This window comes from Brachybacterium sp. AOP42-C2-15 (assembly GCF_052377065.1).
Lineage (GTDB): Bacteria > Actinomycetota > Actinomycetes > Actinomycetales > Dermabacteraceae > Brachybacterium.
In genome coordinates this window covers 1-17,358 of the sequence record NZ_JBQSWK010000003.1, presented here as the reverse complement: position 1 = coordinate 17,358, position 17,358 = coordinate 1, and the positions used below count along the sequence as shown (strand labels likewise).

General features: G+C 71.6%; 15 protein-coding genes. 6 read left to right on the top strand and 9 right to left on the bottom strand.

Features of this window, described 5'->3' with window-relative positions:
• Positions 1 to 16 precede the first annotated feature (16 nt).
• Positions 17 to 625, bottom strand: coding sequence for a MarR family winged helix-turn-helix transcriptional regulator (locus ACT3SQ_RS02375; protein WP_442332291.1), 609 nt, complete (start codon positions 623 to 625; stop codon positions 17 to 19).
• 125 nt (positions 626 to 750) lie between these two features.
• On the opposite strand from ACT3SQ_RS02375, the gene ACT3SQ_RS02370 reads away from it, so the two are divergent.
• Together ACT3SQ_RS02370 and ACT3SQ_RS02365 are read left to right on the top strand one after the other, a co-directional pair.
• Positions 751 to 1,281 carry a YceI family protein gene (locus ACT3SQ_RS02370; RefSeq protein WP_441444431.1) on the top strand — a complete coding sequence of 177 codons (531 nt, stop codon included), beginning with the start codon at positions 751 to 753 and terminating at the stop codon, positions 1,279 to 1,281.
• A 157-nt stretch (positions 1,282 to 1,438) separates the two neighbouring features.
• Complete coding sequence (locus tag ACT3SQ_RS02365) at positions 1,439 to 1,744, top strand: glutaredoxin family protein (RefSeq protein WP_441444430.1); 306 nt, start codon at positions 1,439 to 1,441, stop codon at positions 1,742 to 1,744.
• A gap of 159 nt (positions 1,745 to 1,903) precedes the next feature.
• On the opposite strand, the gene ACT3SQ_RS02360 is transcribed toward ACT3SQ_RS02365, so the two are convergent.
• The 3 genes from ACT3SQ_RS02360 to ACT3SQ_RS02350 form a co-directional block, all read right to left on the bottom strand.
• Positions 1,904 to 2,002, bottom strand: a complete 99-nt coding sequence (locus tag ACT3SQ_RS02360; protein WP_019174583.1) for a 30S ribosomal protein bS22 — start codon at positions 2,000 to 2,002, stop codon at positions 1,904 to 1,906.
• 143 nt (positions 2,003 to 2,145) lie between these two features.
• Positions 2,146 to 3,846: a GTPase family protein gene (locus ACT3SQ_RS02355; protein WP_441444429.1), complete on the bottom strand. Its 1,701-nt coding sequence runs from the start codon at positions 3,844 to 3,846 to the stop codon at positions 2,146 to 2,148.
• Entirely contained in the window at positions 3,843 to 5,597 is a 1,755-nt protein-coding gene (locus ACT3SQ_RS02350) for a dynamin family protein (protein ID WP_444600789.1), read from the bottom strand. Before ACT3SQ_RS02350 ends, ACT3SQ_RS02355 begins: the two co-directional genes overlap by 4 nt.
• A gap of 58 nt (positions 5,598 to 5,655) precedes the next feature.
• On the opposite strand from ACT3SQ_RS02350, the gene ACT3SQ_RS02345 reads away from it, so the two are divergent.
• Positions 5,656 to 6,252 (top strand): hypothetical protein, encoded by a 597-nt coding sequence (locus ACT3SQ_RS02345; protein ID WP_444600788.1) that lies wholly within the window; start codon positions 5,656 to 5,658, stop codon positions 6,250 to 6,252.
• Here ACT3SQ_RS02345 and ACT3SQ_RS02340 read toward each other — a convergent pair.
• On the bottom strand, positions 6,212 to 7,489 hold the full coding sequence (locus ACT3SQ_RS02340) for an acetoin utilization protein AcuC (protein WP_444600787.1): 1,278 nt from the start codon (positions 7,487 to 7,489) through the stop codon (positions 6,212 to 6,214). The genes ACT3SQ_RS02345 and ACT3SQ_RS02340 overlap by 41 nt on opposite strands.
• 173 nt (positions 7,490 to 7,662) lie before the next feature.
• Here ACT3SQ_RS02340 and ACT3SQ_RS02335 point away from each other — a divergent pair, with 173 nt between their 5' ends.
• Both ACT3SQ_RS02335 and ACT3SQ_RS02330 read left to right on the top strand, forming a co-directional pair.
• A complete protein-coding gene (locus tag ACT3SQ_RS02335) occupies positions 7,663 to 9,078 on the top strand; it encodes a TrkH family potassium uptake protein (protein WP_441444425.1) in 1,416 nt (471 codons plus the stop codon).
• An 86-nt stretch (positions 9,079 to 9,164) separates the two neighbouring features.
• Positions 9,165 to 9,830 (top strand): potassium channel family protein, encoded by a 666-nt coding sequence (locus ACT3SQ_RS02330; RefSeq protein ID WP_441444424.1) that lies wholly within the window; start codon positions 9,165 to 9,167, stop codon positions 9,828 to 9,830.
• Between the two features lie 50 nt (positions 9,831 to 9,880).
• Here ACT3SQ_RS02330 and proC read toward each other — a convergent pair whose 3' ends face one another.
• The 4 genes from proC to ACT3SQ_RS02310 form a co-directional block, all read right to left on the bottom strand.
• Positions 9,881 to 10,735, bottom strand: a complete 855-nt coding sequence (proC, locus tag ACT3SQ_RS02325; RefSeq protein ID WP_442332287.1) for a pyrroline-5-carboxylate reductase — start codon at positions 10,733 to 10,735, stop codon at positions 9,881 to 9,883.
• Positions 10,736 to 10,835: 100 nt separating this feature from the next.
• Positions 10,836 to 11,171, bottom strand: a complete 336-nt coding sequence (locus ACT3SQ_RS02320; protein ID WP_441444422.1) for a hypothetical protein — start codon at positions 11,169 to 11,171, stop codon at positions 10,836 to 10,838.
• Positions 11,168 to 15,829, bottom strand: a complete 4,662-nt coding sequence (locus tag ACT3SQ_RS02315; RefSeq protein ID WP_444600786.1) for a hypothetical protein — start codon at positions 15,827 to 15,829, stop codon at positions 11,168 to 11,170. Before ACT3SQ_RS02315 ends, ACT3SQ_RS02320 begins: the two co-directional genes overlap by 4 nt.
• Positions 15,830 to 15,987: 158 nt before the next feature.
• A complete protein-coding gene (locus ACT3SQ_RS02310; RefSeq protein ID WP_444600785.1) occupies positions 15,988 to 16,887 on the bottom strand; it encodes a DeoR/GlpR family DNA-binding transcription regulator in 900 nt (299 codons plus the stop codon).
• Between the two features lie 163 nt (positions 16,888 to 17,050).
• On the opposite strand from ACT3SQ_RS02310, the gene ACT3SQ_RS02305 reads away from it, so the two are divergent.
• Positions 17,051 to 17,248, top strand: a complete 198-nt coding sequence (locus tag ACT3SQ_RS02305) for an antitoxin (RefSeq protein WP_444600784.1) — start codon at positions 17,051 to 17,053, stop codon at positions 17,246 to 17,248.
• The last annotated feature ends 110 nt before the right edge of the window (positions 17,249 to 17,358 follow it).

Here is a 17,358-nt window from a genome sequence, read left to right as displayed (position 1 = left end):
GGCGGGGAGTCCTCTTTCACTGTCGCGCTGCGGGCTCAGGCCCGAGCCGCTTCACGGTACCAACCGAACCTCCGGATCGGCGGGGAGCGGAGGCCGTCTCGTGAGGTGCCGGACATCCGACGGCCACGGGGGCGTCCTCGTCGAGCGTCTTGCCGAGGATCCGGCCCAGCTCGAGCAGATCGTCGTGGCCGATCACATCGAGCAGGTGCTCGCGCACGGAGCGCACATGCGTGGGGGCGGCGCGCTCGAGCATCTGCTCTCCGGCTGCGGTCAGCTGGGCCTGCCGGCCGCGTCCGTCATCCGTGCAGCGAACCCGCTCCACGAGCCCCCGCTTCTCCATGCGGGTGATCGTGTGGGTCAGGCGGGAGCGGGAGTGGACGACCTTGTCCGCCAGCTCGGACATCCGCAGGAACTTCTTCTCCGCCTCGGACAGACGCACCAGGATCTCATATTCACCGAGGGTCAGGTCGATCTCGGCATCCGCCTGGAGCGCCTCGCTGAAGCGGTCGTTCAGCAGGGTCGTCGCGTAGAGGTAGGTGCGCCATGCCGTCTGCTCCTGCGGAGTCAGCCACAGCTCCCCCGGGGTCGAGCCTCGACCCTCGCCGGGCGTTATCGTGTCGTCCATCACGTTCTCCTCTTTCCTGGGATCCGATGCTTGCCATCCTCCCCCAGATTAGTTTATATTTCAAGCAAGCTCGTGGTGATCGCTTCTAGACCGCCACTGTCCATTCAACTCCAAGGAGACCTCTCATGACGGACCTGACCCCCGGCACCTGGACCCTCGACCCCGCCCACACCTCCGCTGCGTTCACCGTGCGTCACGCCGGCATCTCCAAGGCTCGTGGCCAGTTCCATGACCTCGAGGGCTCCCTCGAGGTCGGCCAGGGCGGCGAGAACCTCTCCTTCTCCACCGCGCTGAAGACCGCCTCGATCAACACCGCTCAGCCGGATCGGGACGCTCACCTGCGCAGCGGCGATTTCTTCGACGCCGAGAAGTTCCCGGAGATCACCTTCACCTCCACCAAGGTCGAGGGCGACAAGCTGATCGGTGACCTCACCATCCGCGACATCACCAAGCCGGTCGAGCTGGACTTCACCTACGAGGGTGCAGCCACCGACCCCTTCGGCATCTACCGCGCGGGCTTCACCGGTGAGACCACCATCTCCCGCAAGGAGTTCGGGCTGACCTGGAACGCGGCACTCGAAGCCGGTGGCGTGATGGTCGGCGACAACGTCAAGATCCTCATCGAGGCCGAGTTCACCGCTCCGGCCGCCGCCTGAGCCTCCCCGCTCCCCCGGCGCGCTGCGCCGTATGAGTCCGACGGGCCGTCCGCACTGCGCGGGCGGCCCGTCGTCGTTCCCGCACCAGCTCGTCGGCCCCGCATCACCGCCGACCCCCGGCGCATCGCCGCCCGCCCCGCCTCGATAGGGTTCGCCCATGACCGCACCGCGCATCCCCTCACCCACCGATCCGGACGCTCGCGTCCTGTACCTCACCCGAGAGGGCTGCCACCTCTGCGAAGAGGCCCTGCCGGTGGTGCGGGCCGAGGCGGACCGGGTCGGCTCCACCGTGGAAGTACGCGACATCGATGCCGATGATCAGCTGCGCGAGGACTGGGACTACGACGTGCCGGTCATCATCGTGGACGGCAAGGTCCACGCGAAGTACCGGGTCGATGCCGGGCAGCTCCGCGCAGCACTCGCCAAGCGCCCCTGGTGGCGCCGCCTCACCGGCCGCGCCTGAGCATTGGCCGTCCGGCCGCGCCCGAACCTCCCGCTGGCCGCGCCCGAGCGTCTCTCCGGCCGCGCCTGAACGCCGCGTGATGAATGCCCCGTGACATGCGTCGGCCCCCGCCTGATGGCGGGGGCCGATGTGCGTCACGCAGAGATCACCGTGCGGCGATCACTTCTTGTTACGACGCTGGTGACGGGTCTTGCGAAGCAGCTTGCGGTGCTTCTTCTTGGACATGCGCTTGCGTCGCTTCTTGACGACTGAACCCATAGGGAACCTCAGTTCTGCAGGTCAGTGCCTGCGGTGATGCAGCGGATCAGGTATGCGCGGCCCGCGGAGACTGCACGGGGAGCTGCCTCGTGCGGGCCCGACGCCACGGTCGACCAGTAATTCTACACAACCACCCTGCATCCTCAGCCGTGGGCGAGTGCGAGATCCCTCGCAGCCGTCGCCGCGAGCGTCAGCTCGGCCTCGACCTCGTCGACGACGAGGTCGTGCGCGACCTCCCTGACACGGGCCGTGAGCACTCGTCGCGCCCGGCGGCGGTGCCAGGAACCGGTGAGCGCAGCGACCACTCCCCCGGCCACGCCGATCAGGATTCCTGCCGCGATCCCGAGCACCACCAGCACGGTGGGCAGCGGGATCGGGATCCAGAGCTCCTCGACCATCGGCATCGGCGGCGGCGGAACCCCGAGGAATGCCAGCAGCGCGTTCAGCCCGAGCCAGCCCAGGCCCACCACCCAGGTGAGCAGCGCCAGCCACTGGAGCACATCGAGCACCGGCCACCACCAGGAGGTCGTCGTCGCGCGCAGATCGGCGCCGGCGACCGCCTGGTCGAGGGCATCGGGCAGCTCCTCCTCATGGGAGCGGGCCGCTGCCCGTACGGCGGCGCGCCAGGGATCGCTGCCGCCGACGGAGGCGGCATCGGCGAAGCGACGAACCCCACCGGCGGCGCGGGCTCGGGCTGCGGCGTCCGGTTCGGGCAGGGACGTGCGCTCGAGCCCTTCGCCGTCGCGTGCCCGGCCGATGCCGAGGCGGCGCAGCGGATCGGGCCGCGCAGCGCGCAGCCAGCGCAGCGGGGGCCAGCCCACCTTCCCCGCCGCTCGGTAACGGTAGGAGGCGCCGACGGCGCGCGCCACCGGCTCGACCCGGGCTGCGGTGGCGAGATCCTCGACCAGGTCATCGATCTCGGCCGGGGTCGCGGCCGCCGGCAGCCCGGTGGGGTCGGCGGCGTCCTGCAGTGTCTCGGCGGCGCCGCGCACGTCGGCCCGGTGCCGGGAGGCGATGGCCTCGCGGCTGCGGGCGATCTGCAGCAGATGCTCGCGCAGCTCGTCGACGCCCTCCCCGGTGCTCGCAGAGGTGGCGAACACGGGGGCCTGCTCGAGCCCATCGGTCCGGGCGAGGGAGGCGAGGGAGGCGATCACGGCCTCCCGCTCACTTTCGCGGATCCGGTCGATCTGGTTGAGCACCAGCACGGTGACGGCGTCGTGGCCGGCAAAGGGGCGCACGAACTCCTGGTGGAGGACGGCGTCGGCGTACTTCTGCGGGTCGGTGACCCACACCAGCACGTCGACCAGGCCCGTCATCCGTTCGGCGACGGCACGGTTGGCGCTCTCGACCGAATCGAGGTCAGGCAGGTCCAGCAGCACGATGCCGGGAGCACCCGAAGGCCCAGAGGCCTGCTCCCGCCGGGCGCGGCGGCCCGAGGGCGCCTGGACGGCGGAGGTGGCGAGGGCGGCGTCGGTCCCGTCGAGATGGTGGCGGTCCTCGACCTCGAGCCAGTCCAGCAGCGCATCGCTGCCGGGGGCGCCGAGCACGGCGGCGACCGGCTTCGCGGTGGTCGGCCGGCGCACCGCGGCGCGGGAGACATCGACCCCGACCAGCGCATTGACCAGCGATGACTTTCCGGAGCCGGTGGCCCCGAAGAGCCCGATCACGGTGTGTTCGGCGGAGAGCGCGCGGCGCCGGTCGACGCGGTCCAGCAGCTCCGTCACGCTCTCGAGCGGTCCGTCAGCGGCGACGCCGTCGAGCGCCTCGAGGGCGCTCTCCAGGGCGTCGATCCGTTCTGCGAGCGGGGCGGGGCCCTTCGCGGAGCGGCTCAGCAGCGGGCTCATGCGTCCTCCCGGATGTCGCGGGCGAGCTGGGTGAGGGCATCGGCGTCGGCGCCCAGCAGCTCGCCGGTGCCGACCTCGCCGAGGGCGTCGAGACGGTCGAGGAAGGGTCCGGAGCGTTCGGCGACCAGTGCGTCCAGCCGGGAGGTGAGGCGCTCGCGGGCGATCGCGGCCATGCGGCGCACGGCGTCGTCGCCGAAGATCGTCTCCAGCAGCTTCTGGCCGACGACCGCGGTGGCGGCCCCCGCCCCGACCTCGAGGCCGGTGGGGATGAAGGCGGTCGAGGCGAAGACGACGACCATCAGCGCGACGCCGACGACGTTGACGCCGAGCGAGAGCATGCGGGCCTTGGTCCGGCGGTCGGCGCCCTCGGAGCGGACCAGTTCGAGCACGTCTCCCTGCCAGGCCCGGATCGCGCTCGAGACCTCCTCGCTGTAGCCGTCGGGGAGGCGGGAGAGGTCCTGCCCCTCGGTGAGGTGTCGCCCGGCGGCGGAGGAGCGCCAGGCGTTCTCGGCCAGTTCTGCGCCGCGGGCGGTCTCGTCGATGACCACGTGCACCAGGCCGGTCCCCAGCGCCTGCTCGGCAGCGACGGCCGGGGCGGGCTTCCCGCTGAGCATCTGGCCGATCCGGTCCCGGGCCCTGGTCACCAGGGACTCCACGCCGCGGAAGAACTCCCCGGTGCCCACCACGTCCTGCCAGCGGGCGAGCACCTCGCCGCGCAGCAGCGAGCCGTCCCCGAGGGCGTTGTCGATCCGTTCGCGCGCTCCGGAGAAGGCGGCGATCGCCTGTTCGCGCAGCTGCTGGCGCTCGGCGTCCTGCACGACGGCGTGCTCGGCGATCGTCCTTGCGGAGCCGGCCAGGCCATCGAGTGCGCCGGCGAGGGTGCGGCGGGCGATGCGGCTGCGGGCTTCGCCATCGGCCGCGAGGGTGCTGAGGTGCTCATGCAGCTCGGCGATCACTGCGGGCGGCAGCATGCCGTCCTCGTCGATGTCGGTCTCGGGGACCAGGAACAGGCGGTCCACGTCGATGCCGTTGCGCTCGAGCATGCCGCGGAGGTCCTCGGCGAGCTCCTCGGAGACGCCCTCGCGCGGAGGGATCCGGTTCATCACCACGTCGACGGTGACATCGCGCTCGGCGGCGGTGCGCAGCACGTCCCACGGCACGGCGTCGGCGTAGCGGTTGGCGGTGGTGACGAACAGCCACAGATCCGCGGCGCGCAGCAGCTGCCGGGCGAGCTCCCGGTTGCCGACCGCGACGGAGTCGATGTCCGGGGCGTCCAGCAGCGCGAGGCCCTGCGGCACCCGTTCCTCGCCGCGCAGCTCGAGGGAGGTCGCAGGATCGATGTCGCCGGTGGTGTCGCCGGTGCCCGGTGCCTCGGGATCACGCCGCTGGCCCGCATGGACCCGGGCGAGGCCGGGCAGGATGCGGGTGCCGGTGAACCAGGGCTCATCCAGCGGGTGGTGCAGCAGTACCGGCCGACGGGTGGTGGGACGGATCGCCCCGGACCGGGTGACCGGATGGCCCACCAACGCATTGACCAGCGTGGACTTGCCGGCGCCGGTCGAGCCGCCGATGACCACCAGCAGCGGGGCGTCGAGCGACTTCAGGCGCGGGATCACATGGTCGCCGAGCTGGGAGCGGGCGGCACCGGTCTCGGCGCGGGCGATCTCGACACCCTCGACAGGCAGCGGGAGCTCGAGGACACGCAGATGCTCGGCGAAGGCGTCGAGCACGGCGGTGGTCCGGTTCGTCATGGATCCCCCTGGGGTCTGTGCACGAGTGGTGACGGCGTCATTGTGGCAGGCTCGCGCCATGACGACGGCGTTCAGAGCATTTCCCCCGGTGCTGATCCTGGCCGCGCTGACGGTGATGGTGCTGCCCACGTGGCGGACGGAATGGCTCGGTCCGACGGTCGATTCGGTCCATGTCGTCGAGTTCCGCTGGTTCGCGCCGATCATCCTGGGGTACGGAAATCCGTTCCCGCTGCTGTGCCTGGGATCCACGGTGCTCGCGCTGGTCATCGCCCTGGCGCAACTGACCGGCGGCCCCGGCGAACGCGGCGGCCCCGGCAGCCCCGGCGAACGCGGCATTCGCCGCGGAGCCGGTGACGGGCGCGGAGCCGGTGGCGGGCGCGGCGTCGCCCTCGAGGTGGTCCTGGGCGTCGCGATCGCCGCAGCGGCGTGTGGCGCAGTGATCTTCGACGGCTTGCACGGCTGGGCCCTCGCGGCGCCGGCCCTCCTGCTGCTCTGTCTGCTGGTCCTGCTGCTCTCGCGTCTGGTCGCGAGGGTGAGGCGCTCGCGAGCTGGGCACTCACAGCCAGGGAGCCCGCCGCCGGGGAGCCCACAGCCGGGGAGCGTGCGAGAAGAGATCAGTCCAGGAACGGATCCAGGCCCCATTCGGGGAAGCTGACCCGCCGCGCCGCCTGGACCGCTCGGTCCAGGCCGTCCTCGGGATCGAATCCCTGCTCCCAGTCCCGTACGGCCAGGGGTCGCCCGTCCCCGAAGGTGATCAGCCCCGGCTCCGGGGAGAGCCCATGGGCGGTACGCGCCGCATCGGCAGCGGCGATGTACTGGGCCGGCAGCGGGGCGGTGGCCTCGATCGCCTCGCCAGTCGCGATCGCGATCAGGTGCGCCCAGGAGCGCGGCACCACGTCGATCACCGCATACCCGCCTCCGCCGAGGGCGAGCCAGCGCCCGCCGCAGACCTCATCGGCCAGCTCTCGCATCAGCAGCATCACCTCGCGCTGTGCCTCGAGGGAGACCGTGAGATCCGCCAGCGGGTCCAGCCGGTGGGTGTCGGCTCCGTGCTGGGTGACCAGCAGCGTCGGCTTCACTGCGCGGACCAGGGCGGGGACGGTGGCGCGGATCGCGCGCACCCACCCGTCGGCCGTGGTGCGCGAGGGCAGCGGCACGTTGATCGCGGTGCCTGCGGCCCCTGCCCCGCCGGTGTCCTGCACGAAGCCGGTGCCGGGGAACAGCCGTTCCCCGGTCTCGTGGACGGAGAGGGTGATCGCGCGGGGCTCGTCCCACATCGCGCGCTCCACGCCGTCACCGTGATGGACGTCGACGTCGACGTACATCACGCGCTCCTCCCCCGTGTCCAGGGCGTGGCGGATGGCGAGTGCGGCGTCGTTGTAGACGCAGAAGCCCGAGGCGGTGGCCGGCTTGGCGTGATGCAGCCCTCCGGCGAAGTTCACGGCGCGCCGCACCCGGCCCGAGAGGATCGCGTCGATCGCGGCGATCGACCCACCGGCGATCCGGGCGGAGGCGATGTGCATGCCGGGGAAGGGCGGGACATCATCACCGCCGAGTCCGAAGCGGATCAGCTCGTCGAGCTCCTCCGCCGTCATCTCCTCCATCGGCCGTGAGGCCTGCTTGACCGCCGCGATGTAGTCGGGGTCATGGACTCGGGCGAGCTGTTCATCGCTCGCCACCGGTGCCGGGAGGGTCACCACCCCGGGGCGGCCCAGCAGCCCGGCACCGCGGGCGAGCTCCCGGGTGAGCGTGAGCCGGATCGGGGACATCGGGTGGAAGGGTCCGAAGTCGTACTCGCACAGCGCGTCGTCCCACACGATCCCGGTGGGGGCCGGCGGATCGGCGTCGTCGACCGGGTCGACGGGGAGGGAGGGCAGCGCAGCATCGAGCATGGATCGAAGCGTACCCAGGGTGACGGGTTCGTGCCCGCCCACCGGTCCCCCGCCTGCCCGGCCGTCGCATGGACGTCCCGCACGGGCATCAGCGCATGGGAGCGCGCCGGGGCAACGGTCGTAGACTGCCGCGGACCGCGACCGCCGGTCACGGTCGTGGAGCGAGGAGCAGCATGAGCACACCCGGAAGACGCGCACGCCTGCAGCGCACCCGGCCGCTCGGTGCCCAGAGGCGTCCACCCGAGTGGCGCATCGCGATGCATTCCCTCACCCGCGCCACCCCGGCACGGATCGCGCTGGCCGTGTTCACGGGCTTGATCGGGGCGTTCACCGCACTCCTGTCGCTGCCTGCAGCGACCCTGGAGGGGGTGCGCACCAGCTTCACCGACGCGCTGTTCACCGCGGTCTCCGCGATCTGCGTGACCGGGCTGTACACGGTCGAGACCGGCACCCACTGGTCCACCTTCGGCCTCACCGTGATCATGATCGCGATCAAGCTCGGCGGCCTGGGGCTGATGACCGTCGCCTCGCTGCTGAGCCTGTCGGTGATGCACCGCCTGGGCCTCGCCCAGCGCGTGATCACCGCCCAGGAGACCCGGGCCGAGCGGCTCGCCGAGGTCGGCGGGGTGCTGAAGGTCATCCTCATCACCTCGACCACCTTCGAGGTCGCGACCTTCGTGGCACTGACCCCCTACATGTTCATCACCGAGCACGGGATCCGGGAGTCACTGTTCCTGGGCCTGTTCTACGCGATCAGCGCCTTCAACAACGCCGGTTTCGTGCCCGAGGCAGCGGGGACCGCGCAGTACGTCGGCGACCCCTTCTTCACCATTCCCATCGGCCTGGCGGTGCTGGTGGGCTCGCTGGGCTTCCCCGTGATCCTGGTGGTGGTGCGGAAGCTGCGCACGCCCCGGAAATGGAGCGTGCACGCGAAGCTCACGCTGACCACCACCGCACTGCTGCTGCTCCTCTCCTTCCTCGGCTATCTGGGCCTCGAATGGTCCAATCCCGCGACCCTCGGTGACCGCCCGCTGGGCACGAAGCTGCTCGGTGCGGCGTTCGCGGCGGTGATGCCGCGCTCCGGCGGGTTCTCCACGATCGACGTGGGCCAGCTGACCGCCGAGTCCCGCCTGCTGACCGACCTGCTGATGTTCATCGGCGGCGGCTCCGGCTCCACCGCCGGCGGCATCCGCGTCACCACCTTCGCACTGCTGATGCTCGCGATCTGGGCGGAGGTCCGAGGCAACCCGGATGTGGAGGTCTTCCACCGCCGGATCCCTCGGGATACGATCCGCCAGGCCATCGGGGTGCTGGTCATGAGCGCCTCCGTGGTGTTCCTGGCGACCTTCCTGCTGCTGCGGATGACCCCGTACACGCTGGACCAGACTCTGTTCGAGGCACTGTCCGCCTTCGGCACCGTGGGGCTGTCCACCGGGATCACCACCTCCCTGCCGGAAGAGGCGAAATGGGTGCTGATTCTGTGCATGTACGTCGGGCGTCTGGGGCCGATGACCCTCGGGGCCGCGCTCGCGGTCCGCTCCCGGGTGCGGATGATCCAGCTCCCCTACGAGCGCCCGATCGTCGGCTGACCCCCAGCCTGGCCTGGCGGCCGAGGCTCTAGACTGTGCCCGCTCAGCTCGCGGGATCCCCGCGGGCCCGTCCCTGAGGAGCAGACATGCCACGCAGCACGCGCGACGAGGGAGTCCTGGTCATCGGGCTCGGCCGCTTCGGCGCCTCGATCGCCCTGACACTCGAGAAGCTGGGCACCGAGGTGCTCGCGATCGACACCGACGAGGGGCTGGTCCAGAAGTACTCCGGGCAGCTCACGCACGTGGTGCGGGCCGACGCCACCCAGCCCGAGGTGCTCGAGCAGGTGGGTGCCGGTGACTTCTCGATCGCCGTGGTGGGGGTGGGCACCACCATCGAGGCCAGCGTGCTGATCGCCGCGAACCTGGTGGACCTCGGCAAGCCCGTGATCTGGGCGAAGGCGATCTCCGCCGCGCATGGCAGGATCCTCCAGCGCATCGGCGCGCACCATGTGGTCTATCCGGAGGCCGACGCGGGCAAGCGGGTCGCGCACCTGGTCAACGGCCGGCTGATGGACTTCATCGAGTTCGACGATGACTTCGCGATCGTGAAGATGCGTCCCCCGCACGAGGTGCAGGGCATGACGCTCGCCGAATCAGATATCCGCAAGCGTCACGGCGTGACCGTGGTGGGGGTGAAGTCACCGGGCAAGGACTTCACCTATGCGGTGCCCGAGACCATGGTCGCCGCGCATGACCTCCTGATCGTCTCTGGGCGCACCGGGCTGATCGAGAAGTTCTCCCACCGCGCCTGAGGGCGGCTGGGCTGGGCGACCGGATCAGCCCTGGGCACTGGCCGACCGGATCAGTCCTGGGTCATCTCCCGGGACTTCTCGGCAGCGGCGGCCATCGCGGCGGCGACCCCGGCCCGCATCCCGGCGCGCTCGAGCGCGGCGAGACCCTCGACGGTCGTGCCGCCGGGGCTGGAGACGCCGTTCTTCGCGACCGCCGGATGGATGCCATTCTGGGTGAGCATGGTCGCCGCGCCGCGCACCGTCTGCTGGATCAGCGTCGCCGCCAGGTCGCGCTTCAGGCCCAGCCGTACGGCCTCGTCGGTCATCGCCTCGATGATCGCGAAGACGAAGGCGGAGAGCGATCCGGCGGCGCCGATGAAGGCGTGGACCTGGTCCTCGGTGATGTCCACGGCGACTCCTGCGCGGGAGAACAGCGCATGGACCAGCCGATGCTGCTCGTCGGTCACGGCGCTGCCGCGCATCAGGCCCACCGCGCCCTCCCCGACCGAGATCGGGGTGTTGGGCATCGCCCGCACCACGGCGCTGCCCTCGGGAAGGGCCCCCTCGAGCTGGGCGAGGGTGATCCCGGCGGCCAGGGAGATCACGACCGCTCCGGCGGGGAGCTGCTCCCGCAGCTCGCCGGCCAGGTCGAGGATCTGGTACGGCTTGACTCCGAGCACCACGACATCGGCTTGCGCGAGCGCGTCCTCACGGGAATCGGCGGCGGTGGCGCCGAGCTCTTCGGCGGCGCGGCGGCTGCTGTCCGCGCTGGTGTTGGCGATCCGCAGCTGGTCGGGCCGCACCCCGGCGTCGAGCATCGTCCGGGCTACCGGCCCACCCATGTTGCCGGCGCCGATCACGGCGACCTGAACAGCGGCGAGGTCGACGCCGTCGGCGGTGGGGACGGTGGAGTCGGTGTCGTTCATATCCCCAGCGTAGTGCGGGCCGGGCTCAGGGACGGCCCTTGCGCTGAGCGGGATGGCTCGTTCATGAGCGGATGGCTCGTTCATGAGCGGGAGGGCCCGTTCAGCGGCCGCGGCCCCAGTGCGGGGGCACGTCCCCGGCGATGCGAGCATCGTTGGACTCGTCGACCCCGGGTTCCGGAGCGTCCTCGTCGACGCGATCGGGGAGGATCGGTCGGCGCTCCTGGGGGGCGCGGCCCGCCGGCGACGGAGAGGCGGGCTCGTCCCACGGGATCGGCTTGCCGGTCACCGAGGAGATGACCACCCGGCGCGCGGGGCGTGCCGCGCGCTCGTCGGCCGGTCGTCCGCTGCTCGCCGCGCGGTCAGCAGCTCCGCCGTCAGCTGCTGCCCGGTCAGCAGCTCCACGCCCTGCAGGACCGTCTGCTGCGTCGGTGCTCACTGGCGCTCCTGGTAGCGGCGGATGGCGCTGGAGACGGAGACGTCCAGCAGCACCGAACGCTGCTCGAAGCCGAGGAAGCTGCGCACCTCGGTGGCCAGGTGCTCCTCGAGGCGAGCCCTGCCGTCGGAGCAGATGTATTCCACCACCGCATCGAAATCGTCGCTCGAGTAGAAGGACAGCTGATGGCCGGCAGGGATCTGAGGTCGAGGGAGGCGATGGCGGATGGTGCCGACGCCCGAGGGTGAGTCGGAGCGCTCCTCGGCCTGGACCAGGCGCAGTGCCCGGTCCACGGCGCGTCGGATTCGCTCGGCTTCGCCGTCGGGGTCGATGAACAGCGCCCAGGACCAGACCCGTTCGGTCGCCCAGCCGGCGGCCTCGAGCCGTTCGGCGCGCAGCCGGTCGCGTTCGCGCTGGCTGGGGGTATCGACGTAATGGGAGCCGTCGGTATCCACGGCCAGCAGCAGGCGGCCCGGCATCTCCGGATGGCCCAGTGCGAGCTCGATCCGGTCGGCGGAGAGTCCGAAGTCACGCTCGACCAGCAGGCCGAGCCGGAACAGCCGATCTGCGAGGTCCTGCACCAGAGCGTCGGTCTCGAGCTCCCGGGGGGCACGGGGCTCAGGAGTGGGCTCAGCAGGCTCGGCCGGCTCTGCAGGCTCGGCGCCGGATCCGGCAGCTGTCTCTGAAGCTGCCTGCTCGGTGCCCGTCTGGTCGTCCGCCGTGGGCTCAGCACCCACGAACTCGCGCTCGCTCTCGTTCACGTTCACCGAGGCGTCGAGCGGCGCGGCGCTCTGCGGCGACTGGGCGGACTTGCGGCTCAGCGCCGCTTCGATCGCGGCGTCCATGTCCTCGTCCGACAGCTCCGCCGGCGCAGACTTCTCGTCGGCGAGCGGGGCAGCGGCCGGGGTCCGCTGCTGGATCGGCGCCGCCGGGGAGAGCCGTGGCTCCTGCGGGGCAGGCGGGACGATCTCCTCTTCGCTGCCGGTGAGGGAGGCGACATGCGGGACGACGGGGACGTCCGGCCCGCCCTGGAGCACCCACAGCATGGCCCGCAGGTCGCGGGCGCCGTCGGAGCGCAGCCGGGCATGCTCGAGATCCTGGACCCCGATCGAGGAGACCACCGTGGTCCGGCCCCGGGCACGCGTGATCACCGTGGCCAGCGCCTTGCGGCCACCGGCCTCGGAGAGCGGCCCGAAGCGGTGCAGCAGCCTGCTGTGCGGGGTCTTCCCGAAGCCGACGGAGACGATGATGTCGTCACGCACCACCGCGGTGGCCTGATCGGCAGGCAGGACGGTGAAGACCTCCTTGGCCGCAGGATCGAAATAGTCGCGCAGCGCCGGGATCACGGAGACGGTGTTCATGATCCGCTCCATCAGCCGACGGGCATGGTCCTCGGTGAAGGTGAGCACCGCGAGCGAACGCTCGGGGCGGCTGCGAGCGTGCTCGATCACCAGATCGGTGACCCGTCGCAGCTCGGCCTCGGTGCTCTCGACGTACTCCATGCCCTCGGTGACCGGGCCGCGCCCGTTCTCGACCATCACCAGCCGGTCCTGCTCGGGAGCGACCGGGCTGGGCACCGCGACCACCTCACCGACCAGCGCTCGGCGCTGCGCGAAGCCGCGCAGCCCATCGGTGGCGGGGTGGGGATCGCGCAGGATCTCGACGTGCGGGGCGATGCGCAGCATGTCATCGAGCAAGCTGGGTGCGGAGTCCCCGCCGTACTCGAGGGGATCGCCGACCACCACGGTCTGCTCGGCCCGGACGATCGAGGGCAGAGCGGCGGCGGTGGGCAGCCGGCCGCCGTCGGACACGATCACCACGTCGAAGTGGCGGCCGCGTGGGATCACCTGCGGGACCAGGTACGGCGAGGCGAGCCAGGCCGGACGGGCGGCGAAGAGGATGTCCTCGTATTTCGCGGCCAGGTCCCGGATGGAGACGGTCGAGGAGCGGGCGAGCTCCGCGATCGCGGAGCGGGAGGTGTCCGGGTAGGACTTCATGGTCTCCACGCGATTCTCGTCGGCCGCGGCGTGCACCCGGGCGGCGGCGTCGGCGAGGTATCCCGCATCCAGGCGGCGGAAGCGCTCGGCGACCTGGGACAGCGAGGTCCCGTCGTACTGCGAGATGGTGGGCTCCGCTCCGGCGATCAGCTCGAGCACGCTGCGCCACCAGCTCAGTTCGAGCTCCGCGCCGACCTGCTCGGCGGGCACCCGGCGCAGGCGGAGGTCCTCGACCAGCTCGCCGAGTCCGTCGAAGCTGAGGCGGCGCAGCAGCTCGGTGCGGCGCGGGAGGGTCTCGAGGTCCGAGCGGTCGGCGGCGAGGGCATCGATCCGCTGCTCGAGCTCGTCGAGGTCGGTGCGGGTGAGATCGGCGCCGGCGGGGGTCCCGTGCAGCAGCACGGACAGCTCGTCCAGGGCCTTCTCGGACCGGGCTGCAGCGCGGCGGACCGCCTCGAGATCGTCCGGCAGCGCAGGACGGGACGGCTCTGCTCTGTTCCCGGAGTTCCCGGAGTTGCCAGAGTTCCCGGAGTCTCTGGCATCGTCCGGCGCCGGCTCGATCGCGGCTCGGCGCCAGCTCTCCGCGATCTTCCTCGCCTCTCCCAGATCCTGGTGGAGATCCGGGGAGAGCGCGGCGGGGCGCTGCAGGGTGGTGGCCTCCCGACGCAGGCGCCGACGCAGGCCGAAGCCCATCGTGACCCCGTGGTCCTCGCGCCAGCGCTTGTCCGCGGTGGCCGCGACGAGGTCCGCGAGCGGCGCGGAGAACACCGCTGATTGGAAGGTGCCCAGCAGGATGCGCACCCGATCCAGCAGAGCGAGACGCTCGTCCAGCTGGGCGAGGGTGGTCGGCTCGGTGAGTCCGAGCTCGCCCCCGGCGCGGGTGCAGGCCCGACGCAGCTGCGGCAGGATCTCCTCACGCAGCTGGTCCACGAGCTCCTCGGCCCGCGCGGCCTGGGTGTCGCTGCTGATGGGGGCTCCGTACCAGCTGGTCAGCTCCGGTCCGGTGGTGAGCACCCCGACCTCGGCCGCCTCCCGCAGCACTGCGGCGTAGCGGTCCCGCTGTTCGCCGATCATCTGCGCGGCGACATCCGCGCGCAGTCGCACCTGGGTGCGGGGGGCCGGGTTCAGCCTGGTCAGAGCGGCGAGCGCGGAGATGGCGTCGTGCGCGGAGGCGTCCCAGGGCTGCTGCACCCGGTGCATCGCCTCGACGTGGCCCACCAGGATGTCCCGGCTGGCACCGAGCTCCTCCGGGACCCCGTCGTCGGGGCCGAGCCCGTGGGATCCGGCACGTCGCAGGCTTCGCAGCAGCGACGCAGAGGCGTTGCGCTGCAGGGAGGGATCCGGGGAGAGGTCGAAGACGAGCTCCTCGAGCCCTCGCCGCTGCGCGATCTCGATCAGCTGTGCCAGATTCCGGCGACGCTGGGAGACGATCAGCACGGAACGTCCGCGGGCGTTGAGCTCCTCGGCGAGGTCGACCACCAGGTCGAGGCTGGTGGTGCCGGGCGGGGTGACGACAGCGAGGTCCTGCCCCGCGAGGACCCGGGCGAGCACATCGCGGTGACCGGGGTCGACGGCGGCGACCAGCTCAGCTTCCGGCACCTCGGGAACGGCGACGGCGGAGTCCTCTGCGCGCACCACGGCCTGCGCCTCCGCGTCGCCGGCGAGGGCCGCGACCAGCGGGGAGGAGGCCCAATCTGGACGGTCCGCGGCGAGATCATCGGCGACCGAGCCGGTGGCGTCCATCAGGTTGCCGACCACCAGGGCGTGCACCACGCGGAAGCCGGGCAGCGGCTGACCCAGGGAACGGAAGGCGTCGAGCACCGGGGTGGGGTCGAAGCCGTGGGTGCTGTCGGTGGTGGCGAGCAGGGCCCGGGCGTCGACGGCGACGCCGGCCTCGCGCAGCGAGCGCAGCAGCACCGGGTTGAGGTCGGCGGTGGTGTCGACCTCGAGGTCGACGTCCTCGCGGGCATTGCCGCGCAGCCGCAGGGTGATGGGGCGCACCAGCACCGGGGCATGGATGGGCGCGGAGCCGTCCTCCGGGTACCAGATCGCCTCGCCGATGCCGAGATGGCAGGTGGTCAGACCCACCTCCTCCGCGTGCCGCTCGGCGATCTCCCGGATGGAGCGGGCGTGGGCGCGGGCATCGGCCAGCGCCCCCACCTCGCGCACCAGGGAGGACAGCCGGGTGGGGCCGCGGCCGGCGAGCAGCTGGGCAAGGCCCGAGGGGTGCGAATGGGTCAGGTCCAGCACCACTCCGCCGGCGCGGATCTGGGTGAGGAAGGAAGGGGCGGCGACCCCGCCGGTGAGCTGCTGGGTCCAGCGATCCAGGGCGTCCGCGACCCGATCCTCGCGGCTGAGCGGACGGTGCTCCCGCGGGGTGACGGGAAGATCGTCCTCGTCCTGCTCGGGAGCGATGCCGGCGCCGACCTCGTCGAGGTGGCGGTCGACCACCACTTCGTAGCCGCCGGTCTCTCCCGGTGCCGCGTCGCTGTCCTCGGGGGCAGCGGCAGAGCCCGGACCGGTCCTGTCCGAGCTTTCCGAGCTGTCGGGGTGTGCGCGCGAGGCGCCTCGGCGCTCACGGGCCATGGCCGAGAGGGCATCGTCACGAGGGGTCGTGTCCTCGTCCGATCGCTCTGACCGCTTCTTCCCGCGCAGGAAACTCCACATGGTCGCTCACGCTACCGGGGCCGGGGCGCACGAGGGTGCAGGCGTGCCGCAGAACCGCTGCCCGGCCTGCTCACATCGCACGAGGCCTGGGCCCGCGCTGCACCCGCACCCCGCCTCCGCCTCCGCCTGTGCTGCTCGCCCCTCTCGCATCGCCCCTCTCACACCTCGTGCAGGCGCACCGAGGCCTCCGCGAGATGGTCCCGCAGCCCGTCCGGGACGGGTCCGGCGATCACCAGGTCGGTGAGCACCGAGACCGGGCAGATGCCGGCCAGTGCGCGGTGCCCGATCTTGTCGGCGGTCGCCAGGCCCACCACCCGGCGGGCATGACCGATCATGATCCGAGTGACCCCCGCCTCAGCGTCGGAATTGCAGGTCAGACCCGCATTGAGGTCGAGTCCCACGGTGCCCACGAACATGGTGTCGAGCCACAGGTCGCGCATGGTGGCGGTGGCGAGCGGGCCGGTCAGCTCGAAGGAGTACGGCTCGGCGACGCCGCCGAGCACCACCGTGCGCACGGAGGGCCGCAGGACCGCCTCGGTGGCGATGTTCAGCGCCGCACAGACGACAGTCAGGCCCGGCTTCCCGTCCCGCGAGTCGATGTCCGGCCGCGACACCGCACGGCGCGCGGTCGAGGTGGTGGTGCGCCCACCGTTGAAGCCGATGATCTGTCCGGGCTCGACCATCGCCGCCGCTCTGTCGGCGACGCGCTCGCGCTGGGCAGCGCCCTCGTCGGCGCTGCGGGGGACGGTCGCCAGCGAGTAGGCGACGTCGACCGCGACGATCCCGCCGTGAGTGCGCCGGGCCAGCTGTGCGCGCTCCATCTCCATGAAGTCGCGGCGCACGGTCGACTCACTCACCCCGAGCTCCGCGGCCACCGCGGCGACGCTCAGCCGCTTGGTCGATGCCAGCAGGGTGAGGACATGGTCCCAGCGGGCGCTGCGGTCCGCGGGCGGGGTGCGAGACCCATCCCCCCGCTGCGCCCTCTTCTGGTCGGCCTTCTTCTGGCCGGCCATGTTGTCGTCGGCCCTCGTGTCGTATTCAGAATTGCGCAGAGTCACGCAGTCAGTATTGCGTGTTCGTCGCCGACTGGCCGGGAACCCGTGCAGAACATGCCACGTCTTCGCAGGATTCGGAGGTCACGTTTGAGCCAGGAGTCCTTCCCGTCGTAGGTTGACCGCGTCGCCCTGCACGGGGCGGTTCCGCGAACGGAAGGACATCCTCATGGGTTTCGATGACGCGCTGAACAAGGCCAAGAATCTTGCTTCCGAGAACCCGGAGCAGGCTGAGCGGCTCCTGGACGCCGCTGGCGACCAGATCAAGGAGCGCACCCCCGACAACGTCGATGGGCAGGTCGACTCCGGTCTGGATGCAGCCCGCGACAAGTTCGGACTCGGCGGGGACGAGAACAAGGGCAACTGAGCCCGGTCTTCCCGACCACGTGAGGAGGGGCCCCCCCCCCCCCCGCGGCGGGGGGGGAGCCCCCTTCTGCGTCGTGCTCTCCCGCCGCTCAGCGGTGCTCGGTCAGCGGG

Coding starts and splice junctions, on each gene's coding strand:
- ACT3SQ_RS02375 (WP_442332291.1), bottom strand. CDS start 625: ATGGACGACACGATAACGCCCGGCGAGGGTCGAGGCTCGACCCCGGGG.
- ACT3SQ_RS02360 (WP_019174583.1), bottom strand. CDS start 2,002: ATGGGTTCAGTCGTCAAGAAGCGACGCAAGCGCATGTCCAAGAAGAAG.
- ACT3SQ_RS02355 (WP_441444429.1), bottom strand. CDS start 3,846: ATGAGCCCGCTGCTGAGCCGCTCCGCGAAGGGCCCCGCCCCGCTCGCA.
- ACT3SQ_RS02330 (WP_441444424.1), top strand. CDS start 9,165: ATGCCACGCAGCACGCGCGACGAGGGAGTCCTGGTCATCGGGCTCGGC.
- ACT3SQ_RS02305 (WP_444600784.1), top strand. CDS start 17,051: ATGGGTTTCGATGACGCGCTGAACAAGGCCAAGAATCTTGCTTCCGAG.
- ACT3SQ_RS02365 (WP_441444430.1), top strand. CDS start 1,439: ATGACCGCACCGCGCATCCCCTCACCCACCGATCCGGACGCTCGCGTC.
- ACT3SQ_RS02370 (WP_441444431.1), top strand. CDS start 751: ATGACGGACCTGACCCCCGGCACCTGGACCCTCGACCCCGCCCACACC.
- proC (WP_442332287.1), bottom strand. CDS start 10,735: ATGAACGACACCGACTCCACCGTCCCCACCGCCGACGGCGTCGACCTC.
- ACT3SQ_RS02315 (WP_444600786.1), bottom strand. CDS start 15,829: ATGTGGAGTTTCCTGCGCGGGAAGAAGCGGTCAGAGCGATCGGACGAG.
- ACT3SQ_RS02335 (WP_441444425.1), top strand. CDS start 7,663: ATGAGCACACCCGGAAGACGCGCACGCCTGCAGCGCACCCGGCCGCTC.
- ACT3SQ_RS02340 (WP_444600787.1), bottom strand. CDS start 7,489: ATGCTCGATGCTGCGCTGCCCTCCCTCCCCGTCGACCCGGTCGACGAC.
- ACT3SQ_RS02350 (WP_444600789.1), bottom strand. CDS start 5,597: ATGACGAACCGGACCACCGCCGTGCTCGACGCCTTCGCCGAGCATCTG.
- ACT3SQ_RS02345 (WP_444600788.1), top strand. CDS start 5,656: ATGACGACGGCGTTCAGAGCATTTCCCCCGGTGCTGATCCTGGCCGCG.